This is a genomic window from Phycicoccus jejuensis (assembly GCF_000720925.1).
GTDB lineage: Bacteria > Actinomycetota > Actinomycetes > Actinomycetales > Dermatophilaceae > Phycicoccus > Phycicoccus jejuensis.
Genome location: NZ_JOEE01000011.1, coordinates 35010 through 52753, shown reverse-complemented (window position 1 = coordinate 52753; position 17744 = coordinate 35010). Strand labels below are relative to the sequence as shown.

At 71.9% G+C, this 17744-nt stretch carries 15 protein-coding genes; 4 read left to right on the top strand and 11 right to left on the bottom strand.

The annotated features are described in order from the left end of the window. Positions 1–65 precede the first annotated feature (65 nt). Positions 66–1715, bottom strand: a complete 1650-nt coding sequence (gene mctP / locus IG69_RS0117840; RefSeq protein ID WP_030529523.1) for a monocarboxylate uptake permease MctP — start codon at positions 1713–1715, stop codon at positions 66–68. Beyond that, positions 1712–2035, bottom strand: a complete 324-nt coding sequence (locus IG69_RS20515) for a DUF3311 domain-containing protein (RefSeq protein WP_084696916.1) — start codon at positions 2033–2035, stop codon at positions 1712–1714. The genes mctP and IG69_RS20515 overlap by 4 nt, the downstream gene beginning before the upstream one ends. Before the next feature lie 137 nt (positions 2036–2172). On the opposite strand from IG69_RS20515, the gene IG69_RS0117830 reads away from it, so the two are divergent. Both IG69_RS0117830 and IG69_RS0117825 read left to right on the top strand, forming a co-directional pair. Beyond that, the gene (locus IG69_RS0117830) at positions 2173–2970 is read left to right on the top strand and encodes a PIG-L family deacetylase (protein WP_036830605.1); all 798 of its coding nucleotides are present in this window, start codon (positions 2173–2175) and stop codon (positions 2968–2970) included. A 106-nt stretch (positions 2971–3076) separates the two neighbouring features. Beyond that, positions 3077–3889 carry an SGNH/GDSL hydrolase family protein gene (locus IG69_RS0117825; protein WP_030529520.1) on the top strand — a complete coding sequence of 271 codons (813 nt, stop codon included), beginning with the start codon at positions 3077–3079 and terminating at the stop codon, positions 3887–3889. Positions 3890–3911: 22 nt separating this feature from the next. On the opposite strand, the gene IG69_RS0117820 is transcribed toward IG69_RS0117825, so the two are convergent. From IG69_RS0117820 to IG69_RS0117780, 9 genes are all read right to left on the bottom strand, one after another. After that, positions 3912–4838 (bottom strand): universal stress protein, encoded by a 927-nt coding sequence (locus IG69_RS0117820; protein WP_051750717.1) that lies wholly within the window; start codon positions 4836–4838, stop codon positions 3912–3914. Positions 4839–5075: 237 nt separating this feature from the next. Beyond that, positions 5076–5372, bottom strand: coding sequence for a hypothetical protein (locus tag IG69_RS0117815; protein WP_030529518.1), 297 nt, complete (start codon positions 5370–5372; stop codon positions 5076–5078). 121 nt (positions 5373–5493) lie between these two features. Beyond that, positions 5494–5802 carry a hypothetical protein gene (locus IG69_RS0117810; RefSeq protein ID WP_030529517.1) on the bottom strand — a complete coding sequence of 103 codons (309 nt, stop codon included), beginning with the start codon at positions 5800–5802 and terminating at the stop codon, positions 5494–5496. Positions 5803–6180: 378 nt separating this feature from the next. Next, a complete protein-coding gene (locus IG69_RS0117805; protein ID WP_030529516.1) occupies positions 6181–7296 on the bottom strand; it encodes an enolase C-terminal domain-like protein in 1116 nt (371 codons plus the stop codon). Positions 7297–7372: 76 nt separating this feature from the next. After that, complete coding sequence (locus IG69_RS0117800; RefSeq protein WP_030529515.1) at positions 7373–9178, bottom strand: thiamine pyrophosphate-requiring protein; 1806 nt, start codon at positions 9176–9178, stop codon at positions 7373–7375. Between the two features lie 69 nt (positions 9179–9247). Beyond that, complete coding sequence (locus IG69_RS0117795) at positions 9248–12244, bottom strand: FAD-binding and (Fe-S)-binding domain-containing protein (protein ID WP_084696914.1); 2997 nt, start codon at positions 12242–12244, stop codon at positions 9248–9250. A gap of 17 nt (positions 12245–12261) precedes the next feature. Then, positions 12262–14082 (bottom strand): glycoside hydrolase family 15 protein, encoded by a 1821-nt coding sequence (locus IG69_RS0117790; protein WP_084696913.1) that lies wholly within the window; start codon positions 14080–14082, stop codon positions 12262–12264. Further along, positions 14079–14285 (bottom strand): hypothetical protein, encoded by a 207-nt coding sequence (locus tag IG69_RS22255; RefSeq protein WP_157577714.1) that lies wholly within the window; start codon positions 14283–14285, stop codon positions 14079–14081. The genes IG69_RS0117790 and IG69_RS22255 overlap by 4 nt, the downstream gene beginning before the upstream one ends. Positions 14286–14488: 203 nt before the next feature. After that, on the bottom strand, positions 14489–15553 hold the full coding sequence (locus IG69_RS0117780) for an SDR family oxidoreductase (protein ID WP_051750715.1): 1065 nt from the start codon (positions 15551–15553) through the stop codon (positions 14489–14491). 56 nt (positions 15554–15609) lie between these two features. Between IG69_RS0117780 and IG69_RS0117775 the strand changes: the two genes are divergently transcribed. Together IG69_RS0117775 and IG69_RS0117770 are read left to right on the top strand one after the other, a co-directional pair. After that, the gene (locus IG69_RS0117775; RefSeq protein WP_030529510.1) at positions 15610–16086 is read left to right on the top strand and encodes a MarR family winged helix-turn-helix transcriptional regulator; all 477 of its coding nucleotides are present in this window, start codon (positions 15610–15612) and stop codon (positions 16084–16086) included. Between the two features lie 83 nt (positions 16087–16169). Further along, positions 16170–16919 (top strand): ZIP family metal transporter, encoded by a 750-nt coding sequence (locus IG69_RS0117770; protein ID WP_030529509.1) that lies wholly within the window; start codon positions 16170–16172, stop codon positions 16917–16919. Positions 16920–17744: the final 825 nt, after the last annotated feature.

The window sequence follows — 17744 nt, the reverse complement described above, 5'->3', positions numbered from 1 at the left end:
CATCCTGCCAACGGCAGGGGCGGGCGCGGACTCCCGGTCCGCGCCCGCCCCCGTGCCGTCCCGGGTCAGGGGTTCGGCGTCTCCTGGTGCAGCGGCTGGAGCACCTTCTGGACCCGCGGGTCACCGGCGTCGGCGAAGTAGTCGCCGCGGATGGTCTCGTCCTCGCCCTCGGGGGCCTTGGCCGCCCGGAGCACGAACGTGCCGAGCACCGCCACGACGAGGTTGAGCGCGAACGCCGTCACCGCGATGTAGCCCATCTGCCCGATGAAGGGGATCTCCGAGAGCGAGCCACCGAAGTGGTTGATGCCCGCGCGCGGGTTGGCGACCTGCCACGCCTGCCAGGTGCCGTAGACCATCCCGACGGCCCAGCCGGCGGTCAGTGCCCACCGGTGCAGCCAGCGGGTGTAGAGCCCGAGGACGACGGCCGGGAAGGTCTGGAGGATCCAGATGCCGCCGAGCAGCTGGAAGTTGATGGCGTTCTGCTTGTCGAGCGCCAGCACGAAGACGAGCGCGAACGCCTTGACGAGCAGCGACACGAGCTTGGAGACCTTGGCCTCCTGCTGCGGCGTCGCGTCGGGCTTGAGCCACTCCTTGTAGATGTTGCGCGTGAAGGTGTTGGCCGCCGCGATGGACATGATCGCCGCAGGCACGAGCGCCCCGATCGCGATGGCCGCGAAGGCGACCCCCGCGAACCACGACGGGAACGAGTCCTCGAACAGCTGCGGGATGACCAGCTGCGCGTTCGGCTTGCCGTCGAGCCCGATCGGCTTGGTCCCCGCGGCGATGGCGACCCAGCCGAGCAGGGCGAGCAGACCGAGCACGAACGAGTACGCCGGCAGGATGGACGCGTTGCGGCGGATCGTGTTGCGGTCCTTGGCCGACAGGCTGGCCGTCACCGAGTGCGGGTACATGAAGAGCGCGAGCGCCGACCCGAGCCCCAGCGTCGCGTAGGCCCAGTGCGCCTGCGCCCCGGGCACGAACGCACCGGTCGGCTTGCCGTCGGTCGGGTTGGGCGTGGCCATCTTCTGCTCGGCCGCCGAGAAGATCGCGTCCCAGCCACCGAACTTCGAGGGCAGGTAGACGATCGCCACGATGATGACGAGGTAGATGAGGAAGTCCTTGACGAACGCGATGACGGCCGGCGCACGCAGGCCGCTCGAGTAGGTGTAGGCCGCGAGCAGCGCGAAGGCGATGAACAGCGGCGCGTCCTTGGCGATGATGTTGCTGCCGCCGCCGAGGCCGACGACCTCGAGCACGGCCTGGATGCCGACGAGCTGCAGCGCGATGTACGGCATCGTCGCGAGGAAGCCGGTGACGGCCACGGCGAGCGAGAGCCCGCGCGAGCCGAAGCGTCCGCGCACGAAGTCGGCCGTCGTCACGTACCCGTGCCGGTGGCTGACCGACCACAGGCGCGCCATGAAGACGAAGATGATCGGGTAGAGGACGATCGTGTAGGGCACCGCGAAGAAGCCCGACACCGCCCCTGCGGCGAACATCGCCGCCGGCACCGCGACGAAGGTGTACGCGGTGTAGAGGTCGCCGCCGAGCAGGAACCACGTGATCCACGTGCCGAACGAGCGTCCGCCGAGACCCCACTCGTCGAGGGACTCCATCGACGTCGGTCGCCGCCAGCGGGTCGCGAGGAAGCCCATGACGGTGACGAGGAGGAAGAGGACGGTGAGGACGGCCAGCGCGACGCCGTCGACCCCGCTCACGCCTGCTCCCCCGTCCGGTCGCCGGCGCTGGGGCCGGTCATCGCGCGGTGCGGGCGGGCGCGCAGCACGATCCGGTAGGCCGTGTACGTCAGCGCCGAGCAGAGGAACACCCAGAGGAACTGGTACCAGATGAAGAAGGGGAAGCCCCACAGCCGCGGCTCGACGCGGCTGTAGCTGCCGACCCAGAGCAGCGCGACGACGGGCAGCGCGAGGAGCACGCCGGCGACGGCGAGCAGCTTCTTGTTCGCGGGCGGCACGGTGTCGTGGTCGACGGCGCCGGCGCCGCCCTCCCCGTCGTGCCCGGTGTGGACGTTGCTCATGGACCCTCCTGGGACCCCCGGTGGAGGTCCGGCGGCGACCGGACCACCCGACACCGTAGGGACTGGTGAGGCGTGTAGGGAGTTTCCGCGCCGGTCGGTGTCCGACGACGTCGGTGGGCCTCGGCATGATGGGCGGCGTGTCGACCATCGTCTTCCTCCACGCCCACCCCGACGACGAGGCCTCGCAGACCTCCGGCACGATGGCCCGCGCCGTCGACGAGGGGCACCGCGTCGTCCTCGTCGTCGCGACCAACGGCGACCACGGCACCGCGCCCGACGACCTCGCCGAGGGCGAGACGGTCGTCGAACGGCGCCGGGCGGAGCTCGCCGCGTCCGCCGCGGCCATCGGCCTGCACCGCGTGGTGTGGCTCGGCTACGCCGACTCCGGGATGACCGGGTGGGAGCAGAACGCCCACGAGGGTGCGTTCACCGGCGCCGACCTCGACGAGGCCGCGCGCCGGTTCGCGGACGTCCTCGACGAGGAGGACGCCGACGTCGCCGTCGGCTACGACTGGCACGGGGGCTACGGCCACCCCGACCACGTCCAGGTCCACCGGGTCCTGCACCGGGGCGTCGAGCTGGCCGCCCGCCGCCCGCGGGTCCTCGAGTCCTCGATGAACCGCGACGCCATGCGCCGGATGTACGAGCTGGCGAAGGCCGCGGGCCGCGACGACGACTGGGACCCCGACCGGCCGATGGACGACGGCAACCCGATGGGCACGCCCGAGGCCGAGCTGCACTGGCGGGTCGACGTCCGCCCACAGCTCGAGCGCAAGCGGACCGCGCTCGGCGCGCACGCCAGCCAGACGAGCGACGTGGGCATGATGCTCGCGATGCCGTCGGAGGTGTTCGAGGCCGTGTTCGGGTTCGAGCACTACCTCGAGCCGGGCCGCGCGGCCGGGCTCGTCGACGGATGGCCCTTCGCCGTGGCCTGAGCCCGACGCCGGGTCGACGCTCCGGTTGCGAGGGGTGCCGACCGGGTCCACGCTGCAGGGGCCCGGGGCGGCGAGCCGCCCGCGACACCGCACGAAGGAGTGCCCGTTGCCCGTTCGTCCCCGCCTGCGCTCGCTCGCCGCCGCCGTCGCGGCCCTGCCCCTCGCCCTGGCCGCCACCGCCCTCCCGTCCGCGGCTGCCGCCGAGCCGGACCAGTACGTCGCGCTCGGCGACTCCTACGCCGCGGGCAACGGCACCGGCTGGCCCGACCTCAGCCTCTCCTGCTACCGCAGCAGCCTCGCGTACGCACCCCTCGTCGCGAAGGCCCGCCCGAACACGAGCCTGACCTTCCGGGCGTGCTCGGGCGCCGAGACCGGTGACGTGACGGGCGGCCAGACCGCGGCCCTGTCGTCCTCGACCGACTTCGTGACGGTGAGCATCGGCGGCAACGACGTCGGGTTCGTCGACCTCATCCTCAGCTGCGTCAACAGCTGGGACGAGCTGCTCTGCCGCTCGACGGTCGCGAAGGTCGAGGCCCGCATCGACGCCGAGCTGCCTGCGAAGCTCGACGCGACGTACGCCGACATCCGCACCCGCGCCCCCGGCGCGAAGGTCATGGTCGTCGGCTACCCGAAGCCCTTCGGCGGCGCCGTCTCGTGCAGGCAGGCGAGCGGCGTGAACACCCGCGAGGCCGGCCTGCTCGACGGCGTCTCCGCGCACCTCGACCGCGTCCTCGCCACCCGGGCGAAGGCCGCGGGCTTCACCTACCTCGACCCCGCCGCCACCTTCACCGGTCACGAGGTCTGCTCGGCGACGCCGTTCGTCTGGGGGAAGAAGACCGGCCTGCTCGACATCTACCATCCGACGAGGGCCGGGTACCGCGACGGCTTCGCGCCGCTGGTCCGGGCCGCGATGGGCTGAGCGGCCGCGCCGACCGCCGCCCTCAGTGGACGACGGCGACCGGCCGGGTCGTCCGCTGCACCACGGTGCGGCTGACGCTGCCCATGAGGAGCCCGGCGAAGCCGCCCCTGCCCCGCCGCCCGACGACGACGAGGTCGGCGTCGACCTCGTCGGCCACGTCGAGGACGGCGCGGGCCGGCCGGCCGTTGCGGACGACGACGGCCACCTCGACGTCCGGGTGGGCCGCCCCGGCCTCGGCCAGGGCCGCGCGGGTGGCTGCCCCCACGCGCTCCTCGACCCGGGACCAGCGGTCGGTCCCGGGCTCGGTGACGACGACGCCGTCCTCGACCTCGACCGTCCAGGCCGTCACGGCGGTGACGACGCCACCGACGGACGCGGCCTCGTCCACCGCGTGGGCGAGGGCGCGACCCCCGGCGTCGCTGCCGTCGGCCCCGACGACCACCCGGTGCGGTTCCACCGGCGGCAGCGACTCGGGCACGACGACGACCGTCCCGTGCCCGTGGGCCACGACCGCGAGCGCGGTCGACCCGAGGACGAGGCGCTCCAGCCGGTCGTGGGTGGAGGCGCCGACGACCACCGTGGCGCGCTCCGAGAGGTGGACGAGGACACCGGCCGGTGACCCCACGGGGGTGCGGACACCGACCTCGAGGCCCGGGTGGCGCTCACGCAGCCCGGCCGCGAGCCCGTCGAGCCGGGCCCGCTCGGCCACCTCGAGCTGTTCGCCGAACCACGGCGCCTCGGTGGCCAGCACCGAGTACGGCGCGAGCACGGGGCCGACCTCGACGACGTGCACGAGGTCGAGCCGCACCCCCTGCCGCACCGCGCAGGCCGCGGCCCACGCGAGGACGGCCGCCTCGTGGGCGGAGCCGTCGAGCGCGGCGACGAGCGGTGGGCGGGCCGGTCCCTCGGGACCCCGGCCCGACTGCTTCGGGAGCACGTTCTCGGCCATGACCCCAGCGTCCTCCGCCGGCGGCCGGTGACGCAGTCTCGTGGGTCACAGCGGGCGCGTGGAACCGGTCACGGAGACCGTCGGGGGCTGTCGGTGGTGGCGGCGCGGATCTCCCGACAGGTACTCGAGAGGGAGTGGTGACGATGGCACGCGTCGTGTGGTTCGACGTCCCGGTGGCGCCGCGGTGGCGGTCGACCAGGCGTGTCGGCGAGTCGGAGTCACCGACCGGCAGGCCGCTTAGTCGATGGTTCGCGAAGGGACGTGTGTCTCGGGGGGCGGGATGTCTTCGTGTTCTTGGGTGTACGGCGAGACCACGTAAGCGTTGCCTTGGGCCAGCCCTTCGGCCACGGCCTCGATCCAGGGGGCAGGCATACCCATCATCCCGGCGTTTTCCAAGCTTGCCTTCACAGCGGCGGCGACCCGGCGAGGGTCAGAGCCTTTGGCTCCATCGACCAGCCCGTTGATGACGTGCTGGATGGTTTGGTCTACAGCTCGCCGTTCTTCGAGCCGCTGTGCATCGTCGTCACCAGTCATGTCTTCACCTTCGTCGTGGTCGGTGTGAACCGGCGGTGCGGTGGCACCCGCGGTCGCGCGGTCGCCCCTGTTCGATGTCGCTGATGGACGTCGGTGCCGAGCGCGTCGCCGAGTGTGGGGCTCACGGGGTGATTCCGTTGTAGTACTTCAGCTTGCTGTCGGGCGGGAGGATCGGGACGTCGACAAGGTGGCGCCCGCCGGGCGTCAGAGAGATCTCGAGTTGGACCAAGGCCCCGGGAGGCTGAGGGATCGGACCGAGGCTCACCGGTGAGAGGCGGCTCTTGATGCCGTCGCCGCTTCCGGCGGGGAGCGTGACTTGGCCGGGGTTCTGGCCGCCGGCCACGGTGACGCTGACCTGGATCGGCCGGGGGCTGGTGTTCACGGCCTGGCCGACGAGCACCCCGGGCTGGTCTGCGGCTTTGGCGACCACGACGAGGTTCTCGAACTGGAGTGGGAGTGGACAGAGCTAGGCCGTCTGCGGGGACGTACGGCTGGTTGGTCTGGACGGGCGCCCAGAACGAGCAGGCTGAGAGCGCGACCACTGAGATCACGGATAGTGCTAGGGACGTCAGTGCGCCGCGGCGGCGACTGCACCTGATGCCCACCATCGCGTGATCTGCGGGCGCGTTCGTCCCACATTCGTTTCGGCCTCGTCGCCGGGAAACGTCCTGACTCGGACGGGGCTGAGGCGTGCGGCTTAAGCCTGGTCGGTGCGATCTGACGCGGCGTGCCCGCGCGCGGTGTGCATGTCGATTCCTGCTGACTTCTGACGGTGATCTGGTCATTCGATCTTCCTCCTGGTCGGGGGTCACGTGGTGAACGGCGCTGCTCGCTCGACATCGAACGTCATGCCTGATCCCGGGGTGTCGGCAACGTGTAGCCGTCCGGCTCGGGGGGCGGTGGCGCCGGTGAAGTAGGTGTGTTCGATGCGGGCGTGGTCGTGGAAGTACTCCAGGTGGCGCAGGTTGGGGACCGCGGCGAGGACGGGTGCGTGCTGGTACGGGGAGCAGTGCCCGGAGATGTCGAGGTGGTGGGCGGCGGCGACGGCGGCGATGCGCAGCAGCTCGGTGATGCCGCCGCAGCGGGTCACGTCGACCTGCAGGCAGTCCACCGCACCGGCAGCGCACATCCGGTGCGCGGTGTCGAGGCTGTCGATGTACTCCCCCGCGGCGACGTCCAGTCGGGTGGCCTCCCGCACGGTCCGCAGCCCAGGGAGGTCGTCGCTGGTGACGGGCTCCTCGAACCAGGTCACGCCGTAGACGTCCAGGGTGTGCCCGACCCGGACGGCCTGCCCGGTCGTGTAGCCGCCGTTGGCGTCGACGAACACCTGCACATCAGGTCCGACGACGGCGAGGGTCTGCTCGACCCGGTCCAGATCACGGGAGGTGTTGGAGCCGAAGTCCTCGCCGATCTTGATCTTGACCGCGTCCACGCCCAGGTCGAGCCAGCCGCGCAGCTGGTCGGTGAGCTGGTGGTGGTTGTAGGTGGTGAACCCGCCGGACCCGTATACGGGCACGTCGTCACGGACCGCGCCGAGGAGCCGGTGCAGCGGCAGCCGGAGCAGGCGGGCTTTGAGGTCCCACAGGGCGTTGTCGACGGCCGAGAGGGCCATGGCGGTCAGGCCAGGGCGGCCGATGTTGCGCAACCCGCGGACCATGGCCAGCCAGGCACCGGGGATGTCCATGGCAGTGCGGCCGCAGGCGATCGGGGCGAGGGTGTGCTCGACCAAGGGCGCGATCTCGGCCGCCCCGTAGGTCCAGCCGGTGCCGGTGACCCCGTCGGCGGTGGCGTGGACGACGACCAGGGTGGTGGTGTCCCAGGCGATCGTGCCGTCGGCCTCGGGCAGGTCGGTGGGGATGGTGTAGGCGGCCGCGCTGATGTGCTCGAGCCGGCAGCGGCCCGGGCTGGGAAGGTCCTGGGGCATCACGACGACCCCCCGTCGACCACCGCGACGATCCCTCGGGCCGTGCGGCCGGCGGGGGCCGCCAGGCTGGTGCTCCTCATTGCGGGTGTCCGGGCAGGGCTTCGGCGAGCTTGGACTTCACGCCCTCCTTGAACACGTCGAAGCGGTCGCTGTCGCCGCGGATGATGGACTCGGCGGCCTTGGTGATCTGGTCCCACGTGGCGTGCGGCGGGATCGGAGGGACGGCCGGGTCGGTGCGGAACACGACGACGCACGGCCGCTGCTGGGCCCACGCCTCGGCCCAGGCGGCCGGGACCGCATCGGGGTCGTCGACATGGATGGCGTGCAACCCCAAGCTCGCCGCGAAGGCGGCGTAGTCGACGGCGGGCAGCTGCTGGGAGGCCAGGAACTGGGGTGAGCCTTCCATGGCCCGCATCTCCCAGGTGACCTGGTTGAGGTCGTCGTTCTGCAGCACGGCGACGACCAGGCGCGGGTCGGGCCAGTCCTGCCAGTACTTGGCGATGGTGATCAGCTCGGCCAGGCCGTTCATCTGCATCGCCCCGTCCCCGACCATCGCCAGGGCGGGCCGGTCGGGGTGGGCGAACTTGGCGCCGATGGCGTACGGGACCCCGCAGCCCATGGTGGCCAGCGTGCCGGAGAGGGTGCCGCGCATCCCGGGGCGGATCTTGACGTGGCGGGCGTACCAGTTGGTGCCGGAGCCGGAGTCGGCGGACATCATCACGTGCTCGGGCAGCTGGGGGGAGAGCTCGGCGAAGACGTGCTCGGGGTTGACCGGGTCGGCGCTGACCTGACCGCGGGCATCCATGACCTGCCACCACCGGTGCACGTCCTGCTCGACCTTCTCCCGCCAGGACCGGTCGTCCTGGCGGGTCAGCAGCGGCAGCAGCGCGTCCAGGGTGGTGGCGGCGTCGCCGACGAGGTTGACCTCGAAGGGGTAGCGCAGCCCGAGCATGGTCGGGTCGAGGTCGATCTGAACCGCGCGGACGGCGGGCTCGCCGTCCGTGAACGGTGGGAGGAACTGGGTGTAGGGGAAGTTGGACCCGACCACGAGCAGGGTGTCGCAGTCCATCATCAGCTCATACGAGGGGCGGGTGCCGAGCAGCCCGATCGACCCGGTCACCCAGGGCAGGTCATCGGGCAGGACGTCCTTGCCGAGCAGGGCCTTCGCGACGCCGGCACCGAGGGTGTCGGCGACCTGCTCGAGCTGTTCGGCGGCGCCGCGGGCGCCCTGCCCGGCCAGGATGGCGACCTTGCTCCCGCTGTTGAGGACGTCGGCGGCGCGCTGCAGGTCCATCGTCGAGGGGGTCGGCGCGGCGTGGGTCTGGTCCAGGCTGGAGGGGACCATCTTGAACGCGTGCGTCGGTGGGGTGTACTCCAGCTCCTGGACGTCGGAGGGAATGATGACGGCGGTGACGGTACGCCGCGCGGCGGCGATCCGCATCGCCCGGTCCAGGACGTTGGGCAGCTGTTCGGGGACGGTGACCATCTGGCAGTACTGGCCGGCGACGTCCTTGAACAGACCGAGCAGGTCCACCTCCTGCTGGTAGGCCCCGCCCATGGCCGAGCGGGCGGTCTGCCCGACGATCGCGACGACGGGGACGTGGTCGAGCTTGGCGTCGTAGAGGCCGTTGAGCAGGTGGATCGCGCCGGGCCCGCTCGTGGCCACACACACCCCGACCCGGCCGGACATCTTGGCGTATCCGCAGGCCTCGAACGCGGCCATCTCCTCGTGCCGGGCCTGGACGAACTTCGGCCGGTCCTCCGCTCGCCCCCACGCCGAGAGCAGCCCGTTGATGCCGTCGCCGGCGAACCCGAAGACGTGGGTGACGCCCCACTGGCGCAGCCGGGTCAGGACGTGGTCGGCGACGGTGGTGCTGCTCATGAGGTGCTCCTTCGGGTCGGGGCCGCAGGTCGGTCCCGCGGCGGCGGGTCACGATTCGGGTGGTCGGGTTCAGTCGGAAGCCCGTGGCTCGCCCGCCGGTTCGCCCCGGGCGGGCGGGGAGGTCTCGAGGCCGGAGGCGAGCAGCTGGGCCAGGTGGACGGCGGTGCGGCCGGTGTCGCCCTGGGCGATCTGGGTGCGGCAGCTGAACCCGTCCGCGAGGACGGCGGTGGCGGGGTCGACGGCCCGCACGGCAGGCAGCAGCACCCGTTCGCCGGCGGCGCGGGAGACCTCGTAGTGGCCGGCCTCGAAGCCGAAGTTCCCGGCCAGGCCGCAGCAGCCGGAGGCGAGCCGGTCGGCGTCGATGCCGGCCGCGCGCATCAGGTCGGTGTCGGGGTCGGTGCCCAGGACGGCGTGCTGGTGGCAGTGGGTCTGCACGAGCGCGTCGACCTCGACCCGCGGCGGGCGCCAGTGCGGGGCGCGCTTCGTGAGGAGCTCGGCCAGGGTGAAGGTCTGCTTGGACAGCCGGCGCATGTCCTCGTCCCCGGCGAGCAGGTCGGTCCCGTCGGAGCGGAACACGGCCGTGCAGGAGGGCTCGAGCCCGACGACGGGGGTGCCGGCGCGGATCTCGGAGCGCAGCACCCGCAGGGTGCGGCGCAGCACCTTCGCGGCGACGTCGAGCTGTCCGGTGGAGATCCAGGTCAGGCCGCAGCACACCGGCCGGGTCGGGAGGCGCACCTCGAACCCGGCGTCCTCCAGGACCCGCACCGCCGAGACGGCGATGTCGGGGTCGAAGTGGTTGGTGAAGGTGTCGGGCCACAGCAGCACCGGCCCCAGCGGCGCGTGCCGGCCGTCCGGGCGAGACGGGCTCGGCGGGCGGTGCTTCCAGGCGGTGACGAAGCTGCGGGGCGCGAACCGGGGTATGTCGCGTTGCGGGGCGATCCCGCCGGCGGCCTTCAGCAGCGGCGCCAGCGGGGACCCGGTCAGGGCGTTGACCGCTCGTGGGGCGCGGCCGGCGGCCTGGGCCAGCAGCGGCAGCCAGCCCATCGAGTAGTGCGACCGTGGCCTGACCCGGTGCCGGTAGTGGTGGGCGAGGAACTCGGCCTTGTAGGTGGCCATGTCGACCCCGACCGGGCAGTCGGACTTACAACCCTTGCAGGACAGGCACAGGTCGAGCGCGTCCCGGACCGCGGTGGAGCGCCACCCGTCGGTGATGGTGGTGCCGCGCATCATCTCGAACAGCAGGCGGGCCCGGCCGCGAGTGGAGTGCTCCTCCTGCCGGGTGACCATGTAGGAGGGGCACATCACCTGCTCGTCGCTGACCGCGCTGCGGCAGTTGCCGATCCCGACGCAGCGCATGGCCGCTGTGGAGAACCGGCCTTGGTCGTCCGGGTAGGAGAAGTACGTGGCCGGCTCGGGGTGGGTGTAGTCCGGCCCGAGTCGCAGCTGGTTGTCCAGCGGGTGCGGGCGCACGACCTTGCCCGGGTTCATCCGGTTCTGCGGGTCGAAGAGGGTCTTGGTCTGCTCGAACAGGGCGACCACGTCGTCACCGAACATCTTGGGCAGCAGCTCGGCCTTGGACTGGCCGTCGCCGTGCTCCCCGGACAGGGACCCGCCGTAGGAGACGACCAGGTCGGCGCCGGCCTCGACGAACGCGCGGTAGTGCGCGATCCCGGCGACGGTGCGCAGCTCGAACGGGATCCGGGTGTGCACGCACCCTTGCCCGAAGTGCCCGTACAGGCTGGTCTCGTCCTGGGCATACCCGAACTCATTGAGCAGGGCCCGGAAGTCGCGTAGGTAGTCCCCAAGCCGGTCCGGGGGGACGGCGGCGTCCTCCCAGCCCTCCCACGTCTCGTGACGGCCGCGAGGGTGGGCGGTGGCGCCGAGGCCGGCCTCGCGGACCTCGACCAGCTCGGTCTCCTTGGCCGGGTCGTCCAGGAACGTGTAGGTCGGCGGGTGGTCATGGTGTTCGACGTCGTCGAGTAGGTTCTTGGCTTTGGCATCGGCGTCGTCCTGGTCGTCGCCGTCGAAGACGACCATCAGCCACCCGCCGCCGGTGGGCATGTCCTGGCGGGCCTTGCCGGCCAGCTGCGCCTGCTGCTCGAGGGAGAGCAGCACCTGGTCCATGCCCTCGAGCTGCCACGGCTGGTGCGGGAGGATCTGCGGGACGGCGTCACCGGCGGTGGCGATGTCGGGGTAACCGAGGACGACCATCGCCTTGGCCTTGGGGATCGGTACGAGCTGCAGCCGCGCGTGCAGGACGGTGACCAGGGTGCCCTCGGACCCGACCAGAGCGCGGGCGAGGTCGAAGTGGTGCTCGGGCAGCAGCGCGTCCAGGTTGTACCCGGAGACCCGGCGCGGGATGTCTGGGTAGCGGGTCCGCAACAGCTCCAGGTGGGTATCACGCAGCTCCCGCAACCCGGCGTAGATCTGCGCGCGGCGCCCGCCCGCGGCGAGGATGTCGGCGTACTGCTCGTCGCTGGTGGGCCCGACCCACATCCGCAGCCCGTCGGCGGTCAGGACCTCCAGCCCGGTGATGTTGTCGACGGTCTTGCCGTAGGCCTGGGCGGTGGACCCGCACGAGTTGTTCCCGATCATTCCGCCCAGGGTGCAGGAGCGGTGGGTCGAGGGTTTGGGCCCGAACATCAGGTCGTACTCAGCGAGCTGCCGGTTCAGCTCGTCCAAGGCGATGCCGGGCTCAACCACGCAGGTGCGGTTCTCGGGGTCGACCGAGACGAGCCGGTGGCAGTGGGTGCTCCAGTCCAGCACCACCGCCTCGTTGGTGCTCTGCCCGGCCAGGCTGGTCCCGCCACCCCGGGACAGCACCGGCACCCCACGCTCGGCGCACACCGTCAGCGCGGCGACCCCGTCGTCGATGGTCCGCGGGTTCACCACCGCGAGCGGGACCTGGCGGTAGTTCGAGGAGTCGACCGCGTACGCGGCTCGCGCGCCGGCATCGGCGCGGACTTCCCCCACGACGTGACGGCGCAGCTCCTGCGCCATCGACGGCCCGATCACCACATCCGTCGCCCCGGAGCGGGAGACCTCCCGGTCAGTAGGGGTGGTCATGGGGTCAGTAGGGGTGGTCATGCTGCTCCTCGTCCTTGGTCGGTCTGGCCCAGCCGGATGCTGGTCTCCAGCAGCAGGGCGTGGACGAACCCCTGGGGCAGGTTCGCCCGCAGCTGCCGTTGCCGGACGTCGAACTCCTCCGACAGCAGGCCCGCCGGTCCGGCTGCGGCGCGTTGTCGTTCGAACCAGCGGAACGCCTCGACGGTGTCACCGGCGGCCAGCTGAGCCAGGGACATGACGAACCCGCACAGCAGGAACGCCCCTTCGGCCTCCCCGAGGGGCTGGCCGTCCACGGCGTACCGGTAGACGTAGCCGTCCTGGACCAGCTGGTCTGTGACCGCGGCCAGGGTCGCGGCCGCGCGCGGGTCACCGGCCGGGATCGCGCCGCGGACGGTGGCCAGCAGCAGCGCGGCGTCGACCCCGGGCCTGTCCGGTGCTTGGCGCCAGGACCCGTCGGGGTTCAGGCACCGGTGTGAGGTCTCGGCCAGGACCTGATCCGCCAGGGTGAGCAGGCGCGGGGTATCGGTGCCGGCGAGGTGTCCGGCGGCGGCGCGCAGCCCGGCCACGCACGCCAGCCGGGAGTGGGTCCACCAGTCGTCGGCCAGCTCCCACACCCCAGCGTCCGGCTCCTGCCAGCGCTGCTCGACCAGGTCGACCAGGGCCAGCACCGCCTTGACGTCGTCGCTGCCCAGGTGGTCGTGGCGTCCGGCGGTGGCGTACAGCTGCAGCAACTCCCCGCAGGTGTCGAGCTGGAACTGGCCACGCACCCAGTTCCCGACCACGACCCGCCCGCCCGGGTAGCCGGGCAGGTCCAGGGTCTCCTCGTGCGGCGGGAGCCGCCCGTCGAGGCGGTAGGCGGGCGCGAGGCGGGGGCCGTGCTCGAGGATCTTGGCGGTGGTGAACGTGACCGCTTCGTCCATCAGCGGGTCCGGTCCCAGCAGGCCGGCCGCGTGCCCGGCGTAGGCCTGGTCACGCAGCCACACGTACCGGTAGTCGTAGTTGCGGCCCGCCGCGGCCCGCTCCGGCAGCCCGAGCGTGGCCGCGGCGACCATCCCCCCGCCGGGGGCGGTCAGCCCGCGCAGCACGGCGTAGGCGTGCCGGCTGTCCCGGGGTGCGGCGGTGGCCCCGTAGCCCGGGACGGTGCCCCGCCAGGTGTCCTCGGTACCGGCCCACAGGCGCTCGGCCGTCACCGGCTCCGGCAGGGCCCGGTCGCTGACCTCCAGCACCAGGTCGTGGTGGCCGCCCGGCGGCAGGTCCAGCCGCAGCCGCAGCGTCCCGTCCTTCCCGGGGCGGGCCTGCTCGGCGCCGCGCCACCGCACCCGCAGCGGCCCGGCCTGCCCGACCCAGGCGCCCGACTCATCCCGTGTGGCCTCCCACACGTCCTGCCCGAAGTCCGGGGCGAGGGTCAGCACGACCTCGACGCTCGCCGGCTCGGGACCGGTCTCGATCCGGCGCAGCACGGTCACCCGGTGCGGATCCGGGGGCATCGCCAGCGCCTCGCGGCACTCCACCTGGCCGCCCGTGGTGGTCCACCGGCTGCGCCAGATCAGGGTGCCGGGCTCGTAGTACCCGCCCCACACGAACGGCCCCACCGGGGTCACGGCGTACACTCCGCGGCCGCCGACCAGGTCCGCGAACACCGCCCCGGAGTCCCAGCGCGGGGCGCATAGCCAGGCGATCTCCCCCCGCGGCCCGATCAGGGCGCCGCGGTACCCGTCGGCCAGGAACGCGTACTCGCGCAACGCCTGCGGCGGGAACGCCCGCCCCGGAGCGCCGTGGCTCTTCGCCACCGTCGAGGCGGCACCCGCGGGCGCGGTGCTCCCGCGCCGGCCCGTCATGACACCACCGGCCCGCTCGTGTGGCGTCGGATCGTGCGGGTCAGCAGCGTCGCGGCGGTGCCGGTCGCGACCGCCGCGGACAGCAGCGCCGGTCGGCGCCGGCCCGGGTCCACCGTGGCCAACCCGGCCATGGTCGCGGCGTGGACGGTCTCGACCACCGTCAGGGTCCGGGTGAACCGGGACGGTGCGACCAGCTGCACCACGCCCTGCCCCAGATGGCGGGCGCCCAGGGCCCGGATCGCGGCCCTGTCCCCGCGTCCTGCGTCCGTCCCGGTCAGGCCGTGCCAGAGCCGTGGCCCCGCCACCAGCAACGTCAGGCCCCAACCGGTGCCCCAGACCCCGGACGCCGTGGACCACCCGGTCCCGGCGCCCCCGTCGGGCCTTGAGTGCACGGTCATGTCCGGGCTCATCGCGCAAGGCCGTGACGGGACAAGGCAAAGCCGCGGTGCCGGGACCGGCGGACCAGCACCGCGACGCCGAGTCCCGCTGCGGCGGACAGCGCGGCACCGAGCTGGGGGTAGCGGTGCGCAACCCACTGCTGGACGCTCTTGTCGTGGGCGCGGGCGTCGAACGCGCCGTGGGCTCCGAAGTCGCGGCCGCCGGGCCCGTCGGCCGGGTCCCACAGGTTCGCCGGGTCCTGCGGCGACCGGGGGGTGCCGGTCTGCTGCGAGGAGAACCCGGTGCGGGCCAGGTACCGGTCCAGCACCCCGGGCATCACCGCGTTCGCCATCAGGGTGGCCACGGTGCTCGCGCCGACCCAGTACTCCCGCCGGCGCGGATGGTCCGCCGCGAAGACCACCGCGCGGGCGGCGACCTCCGGCTGGTAGATCGGCGGCACCGGCTGCGCCCGCTGCGGCAGCCGGCTGAGCACCCACGAGAACTGTGGCGTGTTCACCGCCGGCATCTGCACCATCGTCACCCGCACCGGGCTGTGCTCGTGCAACAGCTCGCACCGCAACGCCTCGTGGAACCCCTGCAGGGCGTGCTTGGCCCCGCAGTACGCCGTCTGCAGCGGGATCCCCCGGTACGCCAGCGCCGACCCGACATGCACGATCGTGCCCCGACCGCGGCGCTTCATCCGGGGCAGCACCGCCATCGTGGCCCACACGTACCCCAGGTACGCCACCTCCGTGGCCCGCTGGTACTCCTGCGCCGTGATGTCCTCGAACCTCGCGAACACCGAGGAGAACGCCACGTTCACCCACACCTCGATCGGGCCCAGCTCAGCCTCGACCCGCTCCACCGCCGCCTCGACCGCGGCGTGGTCGGCCACATCCGTCGGCACCACCATCACCTCGACCCCCAGCGCCCGGACCTCATCCGCGGCCGCTGCGAGCCCGACATCACCGCGGGCGAGCAGCGCGAGTCGGTCCCCGCGACGGGCGAACTCCACCGCCGTCGAGCGCCCGATCCCGCCGCTGGCGCCGGTCACCACGACCACGCGCGGCCTGTCCGATGTCGTCTCTTCCATTCACTTGGTCTACCCCAATAGTTGTAATAGTGCAACTCTTGCGAGAGGATCAGGGCATGCCCAAGCACGCTGACGACGACTCCTCCCTCGAGGCCCTGCTGCGCGCCTCCCGCGCGTTCTCCGGGGTCGTCGCCGCCTCTCTGGCCCAGGTCGGGGACCAGATCACCCCCCAACAGCTACGCGTCCTGGTCATCGTCGGCACCCGCGATCGGGTCAAGGCCAGCGACATCTCGCACGCCCTCGACATCCACCCCTCAAGTGCCACCCGGCTCTGCGACAAGCTCGTCACCGGCGGCTGGATCGACCGGCGCGTCGACCCCGACGACCGACGCCAGGTTGCCCTCCACCTCACCCGCAACGGATCAGCCCTGCTCGCCACCGTCATGGACCACCGGCGGCGCGACCTCCAACGCGTCCTCGACGCGCTCACTCCCCGCGACCGCGCCAACCTGAACCGCTGCCTCACCCTCATCTCCGACGCGCTTGGCGAACCACACGAAGGCGCTTGGCACCTCGACGAACACCAGCCCTAACCTGCCGCCAGTGTCTCGGATACCCCCGCGGCACAACGGCTCTCACCGATCGACCACGGCCCTTTCCGAAAGAGGAACCCACCTTGTCCATCGCCCTGCAAGCCGGGATCTGGGGACTCGTCGCCGGCGGCGCCCTCGTCCTTGGTGCTCTCATCGCGTGGTTCGTCCACGTCCCGCAGAAGGTGATCGCCGCGATCATGGCCTTCGGTGCCGGCGTGCTGATCTCCGCGCTGGCCTTCGACCTCGTCGACGAAGCAGAGACCACGGGCGGCCTCGCCCCCACGATCATCGGGTTCCTGGCCGGCGCCGGCGTCTACGTCACCGCCAACATCGCCCTCGCCCGCCACGGCGCCCGCCACCGCAAACGCTCCGGCGAGCAGCAACCCTCCGAGGAGGACCAGGACGGCAGCGGCGCCGCCATCGCCATCGGGGCCCTGCTCGACGGCATCCCCGAGTCCGTCGTCCTCGGACTCTCCCTCCTCGCCGGCGGCGGGGTCGGGGTCCCAGTGCTGGCCGCGATCTTCATCTCCAACCTGCCCGAAGGGCTCTCCAGCGCCGCCGGGATGAAAACCAACGGCCGCAGCGCCCGCTACATCTTCAGCGTTTGGGCCGGCATCGCCCTCGCTAGCGGCCTCGCCGGCGTGCTCGGCGTCCTCGCCCTCGACGGCGCCGCCCCGGAAGTCATCGCCGTCATCACCGCCGTCGCCGCCGGCGCCATCCTCGCCATGGTCGCCGACACCATGATTCCCGAAGCGTTCGAACGCACCCACCTCTACGCCGGGTTCATCGCCACCCTCGGGTTCATCCTCGCCTTCGCGATCGAGCGCGCCTGACCGTCTCAGCCCTTGTGCTGAGGGCTTGATCCGACCGCCTGAAGGGGCACCCGACAAGTGCAGGCGTCGCACATACGCGACGCCGGCACCCAACAGGGACCGATTGCGCCGCGACCTGATGCATCGGCCGTCGAACCACGACGCTCGTGTCGAGGTGCCAGGGGTCGTTGATCCACACTTCGCAGGGGTCCCCAAGCCACCGCGTGGCGCAGCAACGCAAAGCGTGGAGACTCCTGACCTCTCGCTCACAGCTTCGCGGGGTGCTACGGGCGCTACCTCGCTGCGAAGGCGGCTCGACTTAAGAGCAACATCGCAGCGGGGTCAACGAGCAAGACCCGGGGCGGGACACCGGCCCTCTCAACGGCTGGATCGCGCCATCATGCAAATCATGTTGCGGACTGTGTGCGGACTCCTAGAGACAACACTCATCCTGACCTGCGTAAACGCCTTGATTCAGACGTTGAAGCGGAACCTCTTTGCCACTTCTTGGGCGTTGCTTGTCTTCGCTAGCCGTGAGCTATACGTGCTTTCTGACCTGCGATGACATCGAGGTGACTGACTTAACGGTGCTGACGACGACTGGTCGCAAGGGATCGATCTGCGGACTTTTGCGGACCGTTTGCGGACCGGCAGGCCCTTTGCGAGGTTGGCTCGAGACTCCGCTCACCGCTGTTGTGCGGCGTGTTAACCGACCACCAGAGCTAGCTCGACTGGCTCTCCATCACGGAACTGGTTCGGGTAAGCAGGCGATTGCACTCGTGCCTCCTGGGATGCGGTTCTTCAAGATAGAGGTCGTGGCGGCGAGGGCCTATCGCGCCCCACTCA